Here is an 18,477-nt window from a genome sequence, read left to right on the forward strand (position 1 = left end):
GAAAATATAAAAATCAATAAGTTAAATTAATAATGTCGATTTTTTATCCATCCTCGTCTTACTTTTCTATGAAAATAATTGATGATGTATTCTAAATAATCTACGTTGTTTTTTCTTGCCCTCAAGGTATGATCGATGGCACTATCTAATGTGGTATTTGCATTCTTTATGGATATTATTTGCAGGAAAGTGTAGAAAAAATTTTTAGGAGTTATCTGTGTCTGCGAATGTTTGGCAGAAATGTTTAGAGCATTTACAAGAAGAATACCCGGCTCAGCAATTCAATACGTGGTTACGTCCCTTACAAGCTGAAGCAGAAGAAAGCACTCTGGTATTACTTGCTCCTAATCGCTTTGTAGTAGACTGGGTCAAAAAACATTTTTATTCCCGCATCAAGGAATTAGTTGGTCAATTAAGTGCAGATGACATTAAATTGGTTAGCATCGAGATTGGTAGTAAAACCGTGAAGCCCGCCGTTATTGATGAACCTGTCATAAAAGAGGCTTCTGCCGTTAAATCTTCTCCAAAGAAAACAACCGATCATTATAAAAACACTTACCTCAATAAAAAGTTTTTGTTTGATAGCTTTGTTGAAGGAAATTCAAACCAACTGGCAAAAGCTGCAGCACTGCAAGTGGCTGAAAGACCCGGGGACGCTTACAATCCTTTATTTATTTATGGTGGTGTCGGTTTGGGTAAAACTCATTTAATGCATGCCATAGGTAATAGTATTTTAAAAAATAATCCTGAAGCGAAGGTATTATACTTACATTCAGAGCGATTTGTGGCAGATATGGTCAAAGCATTGCAAACCAATGCCATTAATGAATTTAAACGATTTTATCGTTCTTTGAACGCCTTGCTTATCGACGATATTCAATTTTTTGCTGGCAAGGATCGTTCTCAGGAGGAATTTTTTCATACTTTTAATGCCTTACTTGAAGGGCAGCAGCAAATTATTTTGACAAGTGATCGTTATCCTAAAGAAATTGAAGGAGTGGAAGAGCGTTTAAAATCCCGCTTCGGATGGGGGTTAACTGTTGCTGTTGAGCCACCGGAACTTGAAACGCGAGTGGCTATTTTAATCAGTAAGGCAGAGCTTGCTAATATTGAGTTACCTTATGAAGTTGCTTTTTTTATAGCTAAGCGTATACGCTCAAATGTTCGTGAGCTCGAAGGGGCTTTGCGACGTGTTATTGCTAATGCTCATTTTACCGGTAAACCTATTACGATTGAATTTGTAAATGATGCATTGCGTGATCTTTTGGCATTGCAGGATAAATTGGTCACTATTGAAAACATCCAAAAGACGGTGGCTGAGTATTATAAAGTTAAAGTAGCAGATTTATTATCTAAACGGCGTAGCCGCTCTATTGCCAGACCAAGACAAATGGCAATGGCATTGGCAAAAGAACTTACTAATCACAGTCTTCCCGAAATAGGCGATCATTTTGGTGGTCGCGATCATACCACCGTCATTCATGCCTGCCGTAAAGTTAAGGAGTTGGTGCAGGAAGCCGGCGATTTTGCTGAGGATTACAAAAATTTAATGCGCACTTTATCTTCTTGATTTGAGACTCGTTATGTTTGAATTCAATATCAGTAAACAGCAGTTGCTGACCCCATTATTAACAGTGGCTGGTGCTGTTGATAAAAAACAATCACTTGCAATTTTATCCAATGTATTACTTAAGCAAACGGATCAACAACTTTTATTGACGGCTACTGATTTAGAAATAGAAATTACGGCTATTATTTCTTGTACTCCCTTGCAAGGTGCCGGCTCTATTACCGTCCCAGCTAAAAAGATGGTTGATATTATCCGTTCACTAAATGAGGATGCCAATCCAACTGTTTCTTGTGATAGTAAAATACTGACCATTAAGGAAGGACGCAGCTTGTTTAAGCTGGCTACACTGCCTGCGGAAAATTATCCTAATAGTGAAGAAGAACATAGCGAGGTAGAGTTTTCTCTGTCAAGGAGCCATTTGATTCGTTTGTTGCAATCAACACATTTTGCCATGTCGCAGCAAGATGTTCGAGTTTTTTTAAATGGATTGTTATTAGAATTGGATAATCAATTCATCACAGCGGTTGCAACCGATGGTCATCGGATGGCAATATGCCGGCTCCCTTGCCAGACTGTAAATACACATCATCGTCTTTTAATTCCCCGCAAAGGCGTGCAAGAAATATTACGATTGCTTAATAACATTTCTGATGAGCAATTATCTCTTTCTGTAGGGAAAAATCATTTTCGCTTGATTGCAAGTCAATATTCTTTTGTATCTAAATTAATTGAAGCACGTTTTCCTCCCTATGCTAAGGCCATTCCAAGAAATCAGGATAAACAAGTGATTGTGGAACGTGATTTATTGCGGCGTGCTCTTTCCCGTATTGTTATCTTAGCTCATGAAAAATCAAGGGCTGTTTTGTTGCATGTGCAAGAAGCTCAATTGACTTTAATTGCTAATAATCAGGAACAAGAAGAAGCCATTGAAACAGTGGAAGCACAAACACAAGGTGGTGAATTAAAAATAGGTATTAATGCCAGTTATTTATTAGATGTGCTGAATCATGTAGAAGAAGGCCTGTTACGTTTATCAATGACAAATGCTGATAGTAGTATTCTTGTTGAATCGATGCAGGATGATCATTATAAATACATCATTATGCCGATGAAAATCTAATCAATGTTAGCATGTTCGTCGTAAGGAAACTGTCTAAAGTTGTGCACGAACGGTCCGTCATGTCATTCATTTTTGTACGATGCTGATAAGTTTATCCTATTATAGCTCAACCTGACTCTAAGTCAGGCCTGATTTTTTTAAGATTAAAAATAAGAAATCACTGAAACTTTCAATGGCAAGCGTGTTTGGCTCTGTTAATATAAGAGGAATTTCTTTCCAGTTGCAAATATGCAGAAATTATTCTTATGATTCTCACCGAATTGCATGTGCATCATTTACGTAACATACGGTTTGCCCGGCTTGCGTTTCATCCGCGAATGAATGTTTTTTATGGTGCAAATGGCAGTGGAAAAACCTCCATGTTGGAAGCTATTTATTTGCTTGGAACTGGGCATTCATTTCGGACTCGTGAAATTTCTCCTTTGATACAACATGAGGAAAAAGCATTAACGTTGTTTGCAAAAACTCATATGGATGAATCTATCAGTATGCAAAAATCCCTGGCGGGTTCAACCATCGTTAAGCTCAATCAACAACCTTGCCGCAATAGCAGCGAGCTCGCTCGATTTTTGCCCTGCCAGGTTTTTTATCAGGATATTTTTTATATTATTGATGCAGGTCCATCTGTACGTCGTAATATTATGGATTGGGGATTGTTTCACGTGAAACAATCCTATCATGGTGTATGGAAAGAATATCGTCGAGTGCTTAAACAGCGTAATGCTTTATTGAAGCAGAAAGCCAATCGTCAACAATTTGTTCCTTGGGATAAATTACTAGTCGATTTGTCTCATGAGCTTGATAGAATGCGCTCTGATTATTTTGCACAGTGGGTAGAAGTATTTCAGCATTTTCTTTCTGGTTTAACGGATATCTCTTGTAAAATACATTATGAAAAAGGATGGGACAGGCGTAATCAAGGTAAAGAATTGCAACAAATTCTGACAGAACAATTCGCCAGTGATTGTCAACGTCAATACACTCAATCAGGAGCTCATCAGGCTGATTTTGTTTTTGATTGTTCATCCACCATTAAAGCAAAATATTTATTATCACGCGGCCAGCAAAAAATTATTTTAACCGCATTAAAATTGGCTCAAGCGCATTTATTACAAAAGCCATGCATTTATTTATTTGATGATATTTTTGCGGAATTAGATGAAACACATTTACAACGTTTGTTGCGTTGTCTAGAGAAAATCAAAGGACAGTTTCTGTTTACTGTTACGGATAAAAATTATGTACAACGATTGGAAACCGTGGGAAGCATGATGGTTTATTCTTTAGAGCAAGGCCAAATTCAATGTGTTTCACGTGAAACACATGCCTACTAGAATAATTCATTGATATTAACAGAAGCATTTAAAATTTTGGCAAGTATAAATAATGGTCATAATGGATGATTTCAGGTGAATGTTTGTAAAGATGTAACTCCCCACGTCATCCCGAGTGCAGCGAGGGATCTCCAGCAACTGGCAGGTATTAAATTAATGTAAAAAACACTTGAAAAATTATGCGGTTATGATCAAATAGCTGCATGAAAGACCATGAACAAATCATCACAACGCTTTTGGCAAAGATTGCTGAACTGGAAAAAATCGTAGAACAGCAAGCTGCACAAATAGCAGAGCTGGAAAAACGACTGAACAAGAATAGCAGCAACAGCTCAAAGCCCCCGTCAAGTGACGGGTTAGGCAAACTACGCCGTACGACATCACTACGTGAAAATGGGAAACGTAACAGTGGTGGCCAAAAGGCCACAAGGGCGAAACGTTAAAACAGATTAAATCACCAGATATTGTCAAAAACCATGTATTGCTAACATGCCCGGATTGTTATGGTTCATTACTTTCAACGCCGGTGATTGGAATTGTGAAGCGCCAGGTTTTTGATATTCCACCACCCAAAATTGAAGTCACGGAACATCAGGCTGAAGTAAAATATTGCGAGTGCTGTAATAAAACGATAACAGCAGCATTTCCTGCAGGTGTTCTTGCTCCTGTCCAATACGGTGAAGTTATTCGTATTACGGTTTCTTCATGATCTGGCAGTTCCATTTACCAATAATGATGCTGAGCGTGATTTACGAATGATGAAATGCAAACAAAAAATATCCGGTGGTTTTCGGACCGCTCAAGGCGCTGAACAATTTGCTCGTATCCGAGGATTTATCAGTACGATCCGTAAACAAGGATTAAGCATTATCAGTTCCATCCAATCTATATTTTCTGGTACTATCCCTGTGTTATCAGGAATCTGAGATAACAATACAGTCCAACAGAGCAAGGAATAGTATATGCGTACGGAGTCTTGCGTTTACCTTCTGACCAATAAACACAATAATGTTTTGTATACCGGTGTTACCAATGATTTGATACGCCGTGTTTATGAACACAAAAATAAACTGGTGGCTGGATTTACCCAAAAATACAATGTGGATCGACTGGTTTATTTTGAAGTTTGTTCAGGCATCGTCATGGCTATTGAGCGAGAAAAACAAATCAAAGGGTGGTCTCGAAAAAAGAAGCATGATTTGATTAATGCATTGAATCCTGAATAGAACGATTTGTATCCATCGCTACTTTAAAAATTGTGCCACTGCAGGCAGATCCCTCGCTGCACTCGGGATGACGTGGGGAGTTACGTAAAGATTAATGAAATAGGGACTAGGTAAAAAATATTAAGATAATGATACCTAAATGGTTTCTATTCTTCAGGTTGTTGATAAAAATCCTGGTTGTCATAGATATTTTTGTAAAAAATGATTTGGCTCGTAGTATTGAAAATCTGACGTACAAACCAAGCTTGAATAGTGGTATAATTTGCATTTTGGCCTTTATTTTAGGCAGAGGATGGCTCATGAGTAGTGTTGATACCAGCTATGATTCAACCAATATTAAAGTATTAAAAGGATTGGATGCCGTAAGAAAACGTCCTGGGATGTATATTGGTGATACGGATGATGGCACAGGACTTCACCATATGGTATTTGAAGTGGTGGATAATGCCATTGATGAAGCGCTTGCTGGTTATTGTAAAGAAATACACGTTACTATTCATGCAGACGAGGCCATTACTGTAAAAGATGATGGTCGCGGCATCCCTGTTGATATTCATAAGGAAGAAGGTCGCTCAGCAGCAGAAGTCATCATGACGGTTTTGCACGCTGGTGGTAAATTTGATGATAATTCCTATAAAGTTTCAGGTGGATTGCATGGGGTGGGAGTTTCTGTTGTTAATGCGCTCTCGGATGAATTGCATTTATTAATTCGTCGTGGAGGAAAAGTGCATGAGCAGCATTATCGAAATGGTGAACCAGATGCTCCTTTAGCAATCACTGGTGAAGCTGAAGGTACCGGTACGGAAATTTGGTTTAAGCCAAGTCCTAACACGTTTACTAATATTGAATTTCATTATGATATTTTAGCCAAGCGTCTGCGCGAGTTGTCCTTTCTTAATTCTGGCGTTTGCATCCATTTGTTGGATGAACGTACAAATAAGCAGGATACTTTTCGCTATGAAGGTGGTATTAAAGCGTTTGTTGAGCATTTGAATCGTAACAAGAATCCTGTTATTCCTGTTGTATTTTCAATGAGTGGCGAGAAAGATCAAGTGGTTGTGGAACTTGCCATGCAATGGAATGATTCTTATCAGGAAAATATTTTCTGTTTTACCAACAATATTCCACAAAGAGATGGTGGTACGCATTTGGCTGGTTTTCGTAGCGCGTTAACGCGTACTTTGAACCATTACATAGAAAACGAAGGATTTGCAAAAAAAGCAAAAATAACCACGATTGGAGACGATGCTCGTGAAGGTCTAACGGCTGTTTTGTCGGTCAAAGTATCCGATCCAAAGTTTTCATCGCAAACAAAAGACAAGCTTGTTTCTTCAGAAGTAAAAGCCGCAGTTGAATCTCTGGTTGCAGAAAAATTCAATGATTTCTTATTGGAAAATCCAGCCGTTGCCAAGGCAATTGTTAGTAAGATGATTGAGGCAGCACGAGCCAGAGAGGCAGCAAGACGAGCTAGAGATATGACGCGGCGTAAGGGTGCTTTGGATGTTGCTGGTCTTCCAGGAAAATTGGCTGATTGTCAGGAAAAAGATCCAGCTCTTTCTGAATTATACATTGTTGAGGGTGATTCAGCAGGTGGTTCGGCTAAACAAGGTCGTGATAGAAAATTCCAAGCCATTTTGCCACTGAAAGGTAAAATTCTTAATGTTGAAAAAGCACGTTTTGACAAAATGCTGTCTTCCCAAGAGGTTGCAACGCTAATTACTGCATTGGGATGTGGTATTGGTTCCGATGAGTATAACCCTGACAAAATCCGCTATCATCGCATCATCATCATGACGGATGCGGATGTCGATGGTTCTCATATTCGTACATTGTTATTGACTTTCTTTTATCGTCAAATGCCAGAACTTATTGGACGGGGTTACATTTATATCGCTCAACCACCTCTTTATAAGGTAAAAAGTGGAAAACAGGAACGTTACGTTAAAGACGATGATGCGCTTTATGATTATTTAACACAAAATGCCTTAGATGGCGCGGCATTTTATCCGGCAAGTGGTGCCCCAGCAATAACCGCAGAAGCTTTGGAAAAATTGGTACATCAAGTTCGTCGAATGGAAAAAATAATTAAACGTTACTCCAGACGTTACCATCCAGACGTATTAAAACGCATTTCTTATTTACCGATGCTTCAACAAGATGATCTTAATAATCAAGCCACAGTGGGTAATTGGGTTAAGCAGCTTCATATGAGTTTGTTGCAAGTGGATTCCAAGTCACAAAAATTTTCTGTGGATTTTATCCATGATCAGGTAAACGATCATTATTTGCCACGCGTACTTGTTAATCAACATGGCATGAATCAGGCATTAGTTCTTAATACGGATTTGTTCCTGTCTAAAGATTATAAGGAGTTGACACACATTGGTAATCATTTGCGTGCCCTTATTGATGAAGGTGCGTATATCAAACGCGGTGATAAGGTTCATGCGGTTGAACATTTTGAACAGGCACTTGATTGGCTCATGGAGGAAGCAAAGCGTGGCCTAACCATCCAAAGATATAAAGGCTTGGGTGAAATGAATCCTGAGCAATTATGGGAAACCACAATGGATCCGGAAGTTCGACGAATGATGCAAGTGACTATTGAGGATGCTGTGGCGGCGGATGAAATTTTTACTACGTTGATGGGTGATCAAGTTGAGCCAAGACGAGAATTTATCGAGGCAAATGCTTTAGAAGCTGAAAATATTGACGTATGATATCCTTAAGGCCTAAAAACCGCATCCTTGCGGTAAAGCATTTTCCAGCGTGCCGGTCCTTGTTGACTTCTTGTCAGACAATCCTTGTCGTTCCCTGTGATCTAAGTATAACTTTTTCACAGAGTGTGTCATGGTGATTTCGTCTGATTCTTATGTAAGAAATATCTCAATACGCTTGAAGTACCTTGGTCGATAAGGGCCAGCCATAGTTTGTTTTTCACACTGGTTAAGGTTACTGCTACGAGAAGTTGTGTAAACTGCCAAAATCGTGTTAAGGCGTGATTTGCACGGGCTACTCGAAAACCTAAAATAAAGGCCGTTAATAATCCAGTAATGATGATAAATTTATTTTCTTGTATTAATTGTTGTAGATGGCATTTATATTGATTGGCTTTAATCTGTTGTTGCTGAAATTTTTGATCCAGCTCGGTTATCGTCAGAATGATTTGTTTGCGGGCGTTCATGATGATGGCCATCCTTGTGTTGAAATAGAATTTCCCTTGTTTTTGTAAATCCCATATTTTTTACATTAAATTGCAGATATTTAAGCAATAAAATAAATACAATGAGATTTAGGAATAAAACGGATGAGATTGCAATGATGGTGTTGTTGTACAGCAAGTGAACGCTATAACCCAGCATGCACATGGCTGTCCACCACAGGGTTATTAAAACCACAAACAACATACATAAATTTAACAATAAAGGAAAGACACTTAAGCGGGCAAGCCTTGTTTCCAGTTTCATGATGGCAATGATTGTTTTATCATTTCCAGTTTACTGGAAACAAGACCTAGCAGTTCATCTACAATGCGCATTATTTTCTTAAAATGGAAGAAAGAAGGAAGCCAACACCTGCAGCAATTAATACAGACGCCAACGGATTTTTTCTAACTTTTTCTAATAATTCATCAGAGTATTCTTTAATATTTTTTTGAGCATCTTCAACTTTATGTAATCCTTCCTCATAGATTTCTTGCGCAAGTTTTCTGCTTTCTTTAAGCAATTCACCAGCAGCTTCTCCTACCTGTGATTTGCCAGAGTCTATACTTGGATGTTTTTTATGCACATTATCCATTTTCTTATGTCCTTTCAGTTGTTAGAAGGTAAGCTTAAGCATAGTAGAGTGTGTTTAATTATGTAAACCTTTATATATCAAATTTAAACCGTTTAAACAGGTAGACTCCGAGCAATAATGCAAAAACAGCAGGAACTAATAAAACGTGGAATGCTTGTTGTAGAGATTGATGGTCAAGAACATATCCCAAAAGAACCGCTAAACCACTAAACAATAAACGAGTCATGAGAGAATCAACGCTTAATACACTGGCTCTTGCAGGAGACGCCAAACGTTGATTCATTAAAAAATAAATAAATGGCATTTTAATGCCAAATGTTAAGGCGGCAAATAAAATAAAGACAAATTGCCATTTAGCTGACGATGAACTTAATATCAGCAACATAATCAGTAAAAAAATAGGTAATAATAAATATATTTTTTCTTTATAAAATTGAATGATTTTTGCGGCATAACTGGAGGTAATGGCGGCTAGTAAATTATAAAATAGCCAAATTATTCCAATGGTTATAAATGATAATTGATATTCATTAATAAAGACTTGTAATAGCCAGAATGAAGCAAGTGAGATAATGCTTAACAGTGAAGAATATAAAATGATAACTTGAATTTGCCTATTTTTATTACTGAAGAGAAAATAATGAAGTCGTAATCCTTGCTTTTTAAAACCCCGCATGAGTTTTTGTTTAAATAAACGAGGCTTAATTTGTGAGGTAGGTTCTTTGAGGAGAAAGCTTAGAATAATGAGAGGAATTGCCGTCAGAGCAGAGATGATGGCCAGTAAAAAGATATTGATGGTGGCAATAAATCCACCAGTAATACCCGAAATACTTTCGCCAAAGCGTGCATAGGCATGCACTTGTGATTCCTGGTGCAAGTATTGTTCCAGCTGATTTGATTCTTTAGCTGATTCATAAAGTAATGCTGAATCGCTTCCTGAAAAAAAGGCATAACCTGCGGCGAGTGCACCTTCAGCAAAAGAAAAGCCAACAAACGTTGGCCAAAAAACGAAACTACAACCACCCATTAAATAACAAATACTGCCGCAAATAAGACTAATCCTTCTCCCTACTAGATCAGCAAATATGCCTGCTGGTAATTCCAACAAAATCAAGGTAAGTGAGAAAATGGTCTGCGTCAAAAAAATTTGCTGGTAATCTAAGCCTATGTAGCGGCCATACAAGACATAAAATGGCAACAACACGTTATAAAAACGAAGACCTGAAAGATATTTTAATAGAATAAAATTTTGTTGCATCATGTTTCAGGATGACGCCACTCATTTAGTCCCAACTCCATGCCAATCAGGTTACCTTTGCAAAACCCGGGGCTATACCATCCACCCTGGGTGGTATGGGAGCGTCTGTCCAGAATAAAATAAAGGATGTTTTCCACTTGATGGGTTTTACCTTTTAAAGTAAAGCTAACGGTTTGTCTTCCTAGAAAAAGCCGTTGATTGTCATTTAGAAAGGTTGTTTGTAAACGTTGGTAATTAATAATCTTAATCTTGTGATTTAATTCATAAATCGGTTTGTCATTTTGAATGGTGTAATAAATTGGTTCAGAATAAAGTTCTTGGCATTCTTTATCACTGATGTTCTGATTGATTGATTCAATATTGTAAGAATGGCTTACAAATTTATTTTTATTGGCATATGCCGAATCAATAAAAAGTGCCCATGAAAAGAGCAAGATGATGAGATAACATTTATTCATTAACTCTCCTTGTTTATGATGCAGTCTTCCTGAAATAAGTTGTTTTTAATTTTACTAAAAGATAGAAATTGGCCGCAAGTTTAATGTTTTACGGGCTATCAGTATAGTAACAAACGGCTTGATAATCAGGACAACGGTTGTTGCCGATGCTGTGCCTATTATATCAAAATAATAAGTAGCGGGTATAACTAATAAAAACATCAGGAGCAGTTCAACGATACTCCATTTTAAAACAATTTGCTCATCGCCGGCGTAGACTAAGAGGACTGGAGCAATGCGAGCAATGCAAGAAAAACAAACACCTAACGTTAAAATAATGAGCGCAGGCTGTGCAGCAATATAATGTGGTCCAAAATGTAAAAGAATCTCTCGGGAAAAAAATATAATTAGAAATCCCTGTATACCAATTAAAATAAAGGCAACGAGATTGGTTCTATTTAATTTAGATTGCAATTCACTTCGCTTATTAATATCACTGAGCATGAGTGCAAGGTTGGGTTTGAGTCCCTGGTAAATGTTCGTTGGGATTAACCAAAGGAAAGAAATAATCGTAAGAATGGCTGCATACAATCCTACGTTGCTTTCATTGCTTGAAAATATTTCAACTGCTAATAAATCGATGGTGCAGGTCACTGAAAAAATAATGTTATTGGCAATTAAACGAGAGGAAGTTCGCAGCCAGTCCATTTGTGACAGAGAAGTTTTTAGCAGTTTTTTTATCCCTGTTTCCAATATTAGTAATACTTCCTTATTCATCGATAAAGTGGACAGTGTCGACAATAAAACAAACGAAAAAATAAAACAAGAATAATATTTGTATTGTTCAGGGTTGGATCAATAAATAATACAACGATAATAAATAATGTTAATTCAAATAAGTATTTGAATATATTTGAAAACATAGATGAAATAAAAATACGGTCTGTACTCAGTAAAAAACTGATTAGAAGTGTATTTATTGCCGAAAATGGCACTAACCACAAGGTATAGATGGCTAAATGATAACGATTGATGTCCCGAATACCGAGATGATGTAACAATAACATTAATCCAAATGCTGCAAAGGCAAGGATGAATGTTATTAAGAACGTGAGGCTGAGTAGTTTTATATTCCACGCTATGTAATTGGTTGCCCTTGCTTTATTATCTAAACGCAAATATTTTGCAAAAAAACGATTTGCGCCGACGTTTGTTCCAAATAAAGATAAGGTAACCAATATATTCAGAATTTTTATGGCTACACTGTAATCACCATAGAGGCTTGCGGCAAGATGGCGAGCCAAAAACACGTTTAATGCAAATTTAAACAGATATCCTATAACGGCTAGCATGAATAACAAATAAGCTACTTTAACTTCATTTTTCATGATTTAAGCGTTTTCCCTCTTCATAATTTGCAGAGTTTATGAATGTGTTTAAGTATTACGAGTTAACCCCACCGGCGATGGAGGCACAGGGCTGGAAATCAGCCCGATAATACTGGTAAGCATCATTAATGTTTGTTTAGAGTTGCTGTCTCTATTATCAATATAATACCACCGATTTATGTAAGGGATTGCAACAGCCGCATTTACAGGTTGTTTTTCGCAGTAGTTAATTTTCATCATGCCCCGTAAAGCATTTTGCCAATTAAATAGGTTCCCTTCTGGGGTATAAGTCATTTTGACAATGTGACTTTCTATATCTTCCTGTGGAACAATGACGCCTTTGGATAAATAATTCAAAATGCTTAAAACAGAACGGGTTATTACGGTTGTGGCATGAGGTGCTTCATAATTTGTAAAAATAATTTTATTTTCATACAGGTTTATTCCTGCTTTACGCAAGATCTGTTTTTCTTTGACGCTTAATTTTGCTTTCTTATTAAGATGTAATGTTAAGGTTTCACGATGATTATCCGTTTGATAAGAAATGATAAAGGCATCATTAATTTGTAAACGTCTTAATACGTAGACCATATCCATAAATTCTCGATAATGGGGCATATGAATGGATGTTGGGCGTGCAGCGCTAGAGGCATTGATAGCATCACCAGCCCGTTGGAGGGTGACGCGAAATACCCGTGCAATGCTCCAAGAAGATTCAAGCAATAATTCAATATGTTTTAAACTAAGAGCTGATAAAAAGCGAGTATGAAACTCGTTATCGTCCATAGGGGTATAACTGATGATAGGATTATCACTGTAGATGAGTCCGGTTGTCCCTTCTAATTTACTTTCAGTAGAGGTTGGCTGTGTAAATAATTTTGAATAAGCTTCAATTCTTCCTTCCCTTTGTATTTTTGTACTGCCAGAAATATTACCCACACTTAGGATAACTGGTGGATGGTCGTAGCGTAAGCGCACCATGTTAAGTAATAATTCTTGATTCTTACTGTCACCTAATGCCAGATTATACGAGTAGCGATCGTTATGAAGAACCGAGGGGCCAATAGAGTGGCACCCAGCAAGGAATGTTAGAAATAGTATTAAAATCCCTTTATAAATTGGCATAAAAACCTTATGAGTCGCTAGGCTGTCCCATTATGAATTTTGAGCATCCAATGTTTTTTATTGATTATAATAACTCATAATTTGTCGTTGCGAGCGTTAGCGAAGCAATTCAGGTCGATGTTTTTAGGTCGCATTGATCTTGATTGTTTCACTTCGTTCACAATGATGACTGTTTAATGGGACAGCCTGTATGAATCGTATATTTACAAAGCTTATTGAATGTTAATATTATAAGATTGCATGGAGCAACTCTTTTTTGCTTGTAGCAGATTAATCCTCCTCTCTTATTTAAAAGAGAGGAGTGTTTTTATGGGTCTAAGCTCTAAATTGAGAGGCTTCGCTAAAACTTGGTGGTTGTTGTTCTGCAGCCACAGTGCTATTGCTGAATATGGCTTGGCGGGTTCTTGTTGGCGATGATGTTCTTGCCAACATTGCCTCATTGATGGCCAAAGCCAATGGGCTGCGTTCGCCAAATGCCAAATTAATATTACGCGCCAGCTCGCTTTTATGCTCAAAAGGCGTTGTTTCTGCCAGCCGAGCGGCAAGTTTTTCTGCTTGCTCTGCAATTAAAGAAATACATAAGAACGAGAATTTAATGTATAAATCAACATTAAATTCGGGAGCCAGTAATTGCCGGTGAGGATGGCGGTTTCGTAAGTCAAGAATACTTTCAAGGCGTTGACGTACTTCTAACGCTTGTGAAATGGTTTCATGAAAGGTTTCTTCATTTTTTTCCGGATGTCTTAATGCTTCAACGTCGTAATTGAACGCTCTGAGTGATTCACTGGCAACAGACAATACCATTTGTGTTGCTATATCAATTTTTTCCCGAGAAGGTAAGGCATCCAGCAGGAGTCTGTTTTCTGTCAGTTCCTCAGAGGTGAGCGGGCCTCTCAACAATGCTTCCAATTTTTCTTGCATATCAATTTCCTTATTGAATAGGGGTCTATAATCATAGCTGAATCATTTTGCACTGTCATAGTCGAATTAAAGTTTTATTTTTTCAGGTCGATGATTGAGATAAGTGTTGTTGCCTTAAAATAATAACAATTATAAGGAGCGGGCAATGTCTTCAAGTCATGCATTACAAGATTCTTTTCTTAAAGAATTAGCTAAGGAAAAAATGCCAGTATCCATTTTTCTGGTTAACGGAATTAAATTACATGGCGTTATTGCGTGTTTTGATGAACATGTCATCATGTTAAAAAATTCAATTACGCAAATGGTCTACAAGCATGCTATTTCCACAGTTGTACCGGCCAGACCAGTGACCTTGCCCCCTAGTGAATAAAATAAATTTATGGCAGACTGGCAGCTATTTTTTCAAAGAATGGAAAGTTTATTTTGTTTGAACGTCCAAAAAGTGGAGAGCGGGCTGTTTTAGTGCAGCTGGCTCTTCCAGAGATTGATACAGATACTGCCTTGGCAGAATTTGAAGAATTGGCGACTTCCGCCCAAGCTGACGTGGTGAGTCATGTGCGTGGAGCGCGCGCAACGCCTGAGCCCAAATATTACATTGGACAAGGTAAAGCCGAAGAAGTTCGGCAACAAATTCTGGCGCATGAGGCAGAGTTAGTTTTGGTAAACCATGAGCTTTCTCCTTCACAAGAGCGAAATTTGGAACGTTTGTTGCAATGCCGAGTGGTGGATAGAACCGGATTGATTCTTGATATTTTTGCGCAGAGAGCCCGAACGTTTGAAGGTAAGCTGCAAGTTGAACTGGCGCAGTTACAACACTTGTCAACTCGCTTGGTACGCGGCTGGACCCATCTTGAGCGGCAAAAAGGGGGAATTGGTCTGCGTGGCCCGGGTGAAACTCAGTTAGAAACGGATAGACGTTTGCTGCGTGAGCGGATTAAAACCATTCAAAAGCGTTTGGAAAAGGTACGTCGTAACCGCGATCAAAGCCGACAAGCGAGGCGCCGTGCTGCTATGCCAACGGTTTCACTGGTTGGTTACACCAATGCTGGTAAATCCTCGCTATTTAATGCACTTACGGGCGCAGACCTTTATTCAGCAAATCAGTTGTTTGCAACGCTTGATCCTACCATGCGCAAGCTGGATATACCTGGTTCAGCCTCCATTATTCTTGCTGACACTGTAGGCTTCATTCGTGATTTACCCCATCAATTGGTAGATGCTTTCCGTGCGACCCTGGAAGAGATAAAGGAATCTGATTTATTGTTGCATATTATTGACGTATCTGATCCAAGTTGGCGAGAACATGTGATAGCGGTTGAGCACGTTTTAAAAGAAATTAATGCGGAAAAGATCAAAATAATTCAGGTATTTAATAAAATTGATCGGCAAGAAGGATGGCAGCCTAAATCCGATTGCAGTGAAAAAAGCTGCAAGGTATGGTTATCGGCCACCACTGGTGCTGGTCTTGATTTGTTGCTGGATACTATCGCGCAACAGTTGCATGGAACAGTTATTGAGGAGGAAATCGAGCTTGGTGCTCATGAGGCGCGATTGCGAGCACAATTATATAAGCTTGCAGCTGTGGTGCATGAAGAGTTAATGCCGGAAGGTGGATGGCGTTTATTGATTCGTATAAGCCCAACTGAGAAACAACGATTGTTTCAAGAGGGTTAGTGCCTTGAATAATCGCTAAATCGCGTGTAATAAATTGTCTATCCTAATGTCATGACCTCGCTTAAACTTTGAACCGTTTGGCTGCCGTATAATGTCTGACTTAATTCTCCTTGTGGGTTAAATACAAACGTGACTGGAACGCCGTTAATGTTTCCCAAGTGCAGGAGGTTTGAAGGATCTTTTTTAAATTGGGATAGCGAATATCAAATTGCTTGACCAGCATTTTTTGTTGTCGTATCGGCAATGCGTCGTAATTTACCCCGAATATGGCTACATTCCCGGTTTTGTTTTCTTCATAAAAACGGTTTAATTCTGGAATTTCATCCACGCATGGCTGACACCAGCTGGCCCAATAGTTAATAAACACCCATTTGCCATTGAGAGAAGAAAATGGAATTTCTTGTCCTTGAATGTCTTGCAAAACGATGTCTGCCTTTGCATGGCTTGTGAGTGACAAACCAGTAAGCACTAAAAAAAATAATGTTCGAAGAGGCATAGAATTCCCATATTGCAGTCAAGAATTTTTATTCTAACACAGCGACCTTAAACGCAGTCAACCAAGTAAATTCTTGTTGCTGGATTAGTGCCAGCAGAGGTGGTCAATTTTAGAAAATGCCGGGCATTCTTCTTCGGGTGCGGTGCTGATACTATTATAGAGTAACTTCTTTAGGTGGCTCACCATACGCATATAGAATAGTATTTACTCCCGTTAATTTTGCAAATTCTTGCATGGTGCGCGTAGGTAGTAATTTTTTATTCACTTGTTCAAATCCTGTAGTTTGATGCAATATCGAAGATATTGTATGAGAGCATAGCGCGTAAGATACAGGATTCTGGTGTTCTACCTTGCCCAATAAAGCATCTGCTATTTCAGGTGAAACATGTTTGGTTTGAATAACAACATTATGATTTTCATTAACATAATGGGTTATGAATTCCTGCATCAATGACGGATCCGCACCATAAATTAAATCGTATTTGGTTGCTTTGGGAGATTTAAAACTGCCGGCAGGATCAAATATTACGGCTTGTTTTCCATCGATGAGTAAAGCCGAATGATCATCTAGGGGGTCATTGGATTTTATGGTTATTAATGAAACAGAGGCGGGCTTGCCGCTGGAATAAACAGAGCGAGCAATTTTTTCTTCGGGGTCAGCATGAGGGTGCGCTACACAACCAAGTAAAATGCCCAACGTTGTTAAAATAAGTACGGCTGATGCTAAATTTGTATTCAATTCTACATTTTCTCTTTAAATTAGTATAGTTTTTACTAAACAGTTTTCTATATGGTGTGTCAAGAGCTTATTTAAATGAAAACCCAATTGGAACATTATGTTCCATATAAATTATTCTTCTGATGAAGTGACACTCAAGCGCAATGGTTCTTACCTATTCACTATTTAAAAAAAGTGATTGGTTTTTAAACTTTGATGAAATCGCCCTGGGAAAACAAGCACTTTTCTAAATTCTTAATATTTCCTTAATGTTCATTTGTTATTATGTCTGCACCTTAAAGAAACAATGAATAGTAAGAATAAACAATGCCTAAAGAAACAGAAACCCCAGTTACTCCCAGTACAAATTCAGCCAGCACAGATTCATCAAGAATGAGTTTGCCCGTAAGATCTCTGATTGGACACTATATTCCTTCCCCGGAGACTTTATCGACTTTTGGATGGCAGGCTTCTAATTTCGTTGTTACCGTAGCGACTACCAGCACAGCCATCGCGTTGGTCCAAAATCCTTTAAATGGTATTGTGGCTAATTTGATGCGCCACGGAACGGTATTAGCTCCTGTTGGTCCAGGTGCAGGAAGATTAGCGGCGGTAAGAGGTTTGTATGCGGCGTTGGGTTCCAGTATGGTTGGCTCAAGTCTTCGCACAACTTATGTCACCGGTGCTAAAAAAGCGACTGCTGAAGTTGGCGTTGAAGAAATTAAACCAGAGGTAGAAGTGAGTGGTTCTGGCGTGGTCCAAAGAGTTGGGCTTGTCAGCGCTATTTCTTTTGGTGATCTTGCTGTAACCAAGATTCCTGCGACTAGAGAATTTTTGCACAAGCTTCATGTCATTCCTGATGATTTCAAGATGAATTTCTACAATTTTAGGCAAATGGCCGCAACTGGATTTTTTGCGCGCTATTCTGGTGGACTCGTTAGTTTTAGTGCCCTATGTTTGGTTGAAGGGGTGTATGCGCGTTATATGCCTTTTAGTCATGAGTCTACTCGCCATTTTGCTGCTGGTGCAGCCAGTGGCATGACGGCTGCTGTATTTGCTTATCCATTTAGTTACTATGCAGATTCTGTCTTGTATCGTGCCAGACTTGGTTCAGATGGCAGGTTACAAATACCAGGGCTTCTTGATGCGGGTAGAGAAGTAGCGGCGTATGTTAGGGAGGTCGGATTTGTTGAGGCAAGCAAGAAAGCTGGCAGGGACTTTTTAAAACAAGCTCCAGTGAGAATGGCTCGCACTGGCTTGACGTTTGCTATTGTTGCTGGTGTTTCCGCTGCATTAGGTTCCGAACCTTTGGCTTCTATTGGATTTTTTGCAGCGCCAAAAGAACGAGCTCGTGTCACTGAGATGCCTGAACCTGAACAGCAGCCAACCAGAAGACCACCGGTTGTCTGAGG

The 18,477-nt window shown here is 38.6% G+C and carries 20 protein-coding genes and 2 pseudogenes; 12 read left to right on the forward strand and 10 right to left on the reverse strand.

The annotated features are described in order from the left end of the window. Positions 1-217 precede the first annotated feature (217 nt). From dnaA to gyrB, 9 genes and pseudogenes are all read left to right on the forward strand, one after another. Positions 218-1,570, forward strand: coding sequence for a chromosomal replication initiator protein DnaA (gene dnaA, locus LOA_RS00005; RefSeq protein ID WP_025384605.1), 1,353 nt, complete (start codon positions 218-220; stop codon positions 1,568-1,570). 13 nt (positions 1,571-1,583) lie between these two features. After that, positions 1,584-2,690 carry a DNA polymerase III subunit beta gene (gene dnaN / locus LOA_RS00010; protein WP_025384606.1) on the forward strand — a complete coding sequence of 369 codons (1,107 nt, stop codon included), beginning with the start codon at positions 1,584-1,586 and terminating at the stop codon, positions 2,688-2,690. 30 nt (positions 2,691-2,720) lie between these two features. Beyond that, positions 2,721-2,795: pseudogene (locus LOA_RS16085) on the forward strand (hypothetical protein); the annotation flags it as partial. 140 nt (positions 2,796-2,935) lie between these two features. Then, entirely contained in the window at positions 2,936-4,024 is a 1,089-nt protein-coding gene (gene recF / locus LOA_RS00015) for a DNA replication/repair protein RecF (RefSeq protein WP_025384607.1), read from the forward strand. A gap of 203 nt (positions 4,025-4,227) precedes the next feature. Further along, positions 4,228-4,467, forward strand: coding sequence for a DUF6444 domain-containing protein (locus tag LOA_RS13445; RefSeq protein WP_025384608.1), 240 nt, complete (start codon positions 4,228-4,230; stop codon positions 4,465-4,467). A 38-nt stretch (positions 4,468-4,505) separates the two neighbouring features. After that, a complete protein-coding gene (locus LOA_RS13975; RefSeq protein ID WP_274544606.1) occupies positions 4,506-4,733 on the forward strand; it encodes an IS66 family transposase zinc-finger binding domain-containing protein in 228 nt (75 codons plus the stop codon). Beyond that, a pseudogene (locus tag LOA_RS00025) lies at positions 4,714-4,950 on the forward strand (IS66 family transposase); the annotation flags it as partial. The gene LOA_RS13975 and the pseudogene LOA_RS00025, both read left to right, overlap by 20 nt. Before the next feature lie 36 nt (positions 4,951-4,986). Next, positions 4,987-5,250 (forward strand): GIY-YIG nuclease family protein, encoded by a 264-nt coding sequence (locus LOA_RS00030; protein ID WP_042238576.1) that lies wholly within the window; start codon positions 4,987-4,989, stop codon positions 5,248-5,250. Positions 5,251-5,549: 299 nt separating this feature from the next. Next, positions 5,550-7,970 carry a DNA topoisomerase (ATP-hydrolyzing) subunit B gene (gene gyrB / locus LOA_RS00035; protein WP_025384610.1) on the forward strand — a complete coding sequence of 807 codons (2,421 nt, stop codon included), beginning with the start codon at positions 5,550-5,552 and terminating at the stop codon, positions 7,968-7,970. 128 nt (positions 7,971-8,098) lie between these two features. On the opposite strand, the gene LOA_RS00040 is transcribed toward gyrB, so the two are convergent. The 8 genes from LOA_RS00040 to LOA_RS00080 all read right to left on the reverse strand — a co-directional run bounded on the left by LOA_RS00040 (position 8,099) and on the right by LOA_RS00080 (position 14,177). Further along, complete coding sequence (locus LOA_RS00040) at positions 8,099-8,434, reverse strand: hypothetical protein (RefSeq protein WP_118996598.1); 336 nt, start codon at positions 8,432-8,434, stop codon at positions 8,099-8,101. A 353-nt stretch (positions 8,435-8,787) separates the two neighbouring features. Next, positions 8,788-9,048, reverse strand: a complete 261-nt coding sequence (locus LOA_RS00050; RefSeq protein WP_025384613.1) for an ElaB/YgaM/YqjD family protein — start codon at positions 9,046-9,048, stop codon at positions 8,788-8,790. Positions 9,049-9,118: 70 nt separating this feature from the next. Further along, entirely contained in the window at positions 9,119-10,309 is a 1,191-nt protein-coding gene (locus tag LOA_RS00055; protein WP_025384614.1) for an MFS transporter, read from the reverse strand. After that, positions 10,306-10,764 (reverse strand): hypothetical protein, encoded by a 459-nt coding sequence (locus LOA_RS00060; RefSeq protein ID WP_025384615.1) that lies wholly within the window; start codon positions 10,762-10,764, stop codon positions 10,306-10,308. Before LOA_RS00060 ends, LOA_RS00055 begins: the two co-directional genes overlap by 4 nt. 54 nt (positions 10,765-10,818) lie before the next feature. After that, complete coding sequence (locus tag LOA_RS00065) at positions 10,819-11,520, reverse strand: lipopolysaccharide biosynthesis protein (RefSeq protein ID WP_148294836.1); 702 nt, start codon at positions 11,518-11,520, stop codon at positions 10,819-10,821. Next, the gene (locus LOA_RS00070) at positions 11,517-12,131 is read right to left on the reverse strand and encodes an MATE family efflux transporter (RefSeq protein ID WP_025384617.1); all 615 of its coding nucleotides are present in this window, start codon (positions 12,129-12,131) and stop codon (positions 11,517-11,519) included. Before LOA_RS00070 ends, LOA_RS00065 begins: the two co-directional genes overlap by 4 nt. A 48-nt stretch (positions 12,132-12,179) precedes the next feature. Beyond that, positions 12,180-13,256 carry a hypothetical protein gene (locus LOA_RS00075; protein WP_025384618.1) on the reverse strand — a complete coding sequence of 359 codons (1,077 nt, stop codon included), beginning with the start codon at positions 13,254-13,256 and terminating at the stop codon, positions 12,180-12,182. Between the two features lie 315 nt (positions 13,257-13,571). After that, the gene (locus tag LOA_RS00080) at positions 13,572-14,177 is read right to left on the reverse strand and encodes a hypothetical protein (protein ID WP_025384619.1); all 606 of its coding nucleotides are present in this window, start codon (positions 14,175-14,177) and stop codon (positions 13,572-13,574) included. A 145-nt stretch (positions 14,178-14,322) separates the two neighbouring features. On the opposite strand from LOA_RS00080, the gene hfq reads away from it, so the two are divergent. After that, complete coding sequence (gene hfq, locus LOA_RS00085) at positions 14,323-14,547, forward strand: RNA chaperone Hfq (protein ID WP_035892069.1); 225 nt, start codon at positions 14,323-14,325, stop codon at positions 14,545-14,547. Between the two features lie 53 nt (positions 14,548-14,600). Further along, positions 14,601-15,851, forward strand: a complete 1,251-nt coding sequence (gene hflX, locus LOA_RS00090) for a ribosome rescue GTPase HflX (RefSeq protein WP_025384620.1) — start codon at positions 14,601-14,603, stop codon at positions 15,849-15,851. A 100-nt stretch (positions 15,852-15,951) separates the two neighbouring features. Here the strand turns inward: hflX and LOA_RS00095 are convergent, their stop codons facing one another. Both LOA_RS00095 and LOA_RS00100 read right to left on the reverse strand, forming a co-directional pair. Further along, positions 15,952-16,347 (reverse strand): TlpA disulfide reductase family protein, encoded by a 396-nt coding sequence (locus LOA_RS00095; RefSeq protein ID WP_238551274.1) that lies wholly within the window; start codon positions 16,345-16,347, stop codon positions 15,952-15,954. A gap of 154 nt (positions 16,348-16,501) precedes the next feature. Then, on the reverse strand, positions 16,502-17,086 hold the full coding sequence (locus LOA_RS00100; RefSeq protein ID WP_025384621.1) for a hypothetical protein: 585 nt from the start codon (positions 17,084-17,086) through the stop codon (positions 16,502-16,504). A 306-nt stretch (positions 17,087-17,392) separates the two neighbouring features. Between LOA_RS00100 and LOA_RS00105 the strand changes: the two genes are divergently transcribed. After that, the gene (locus LOA_RS00105) at positions 17,393-18,475 is read left to right on the forward strand and encodes a hypothetical protein (protein WP_025384622.1); all 1,083 of its coding nucleotides are present in this window, start codon (positions 17,393-17,395) and stop codon (positions 18,473-18,475) included. Positions 18,476-18,477: the final 2 nt, after the last annotated feature.

It is taken from the genome of Legionella oakridgensis ATCC 33761 = DSM 21215 (genome assembly GCF_000512355.1).
GTDB classification, from domain to species: Bacteria; Pseudomonadota; Gammaproteobacteria; order Legionellales; family Legionellaceae; genus Legionella_A; species Legionella_A oakridgensis.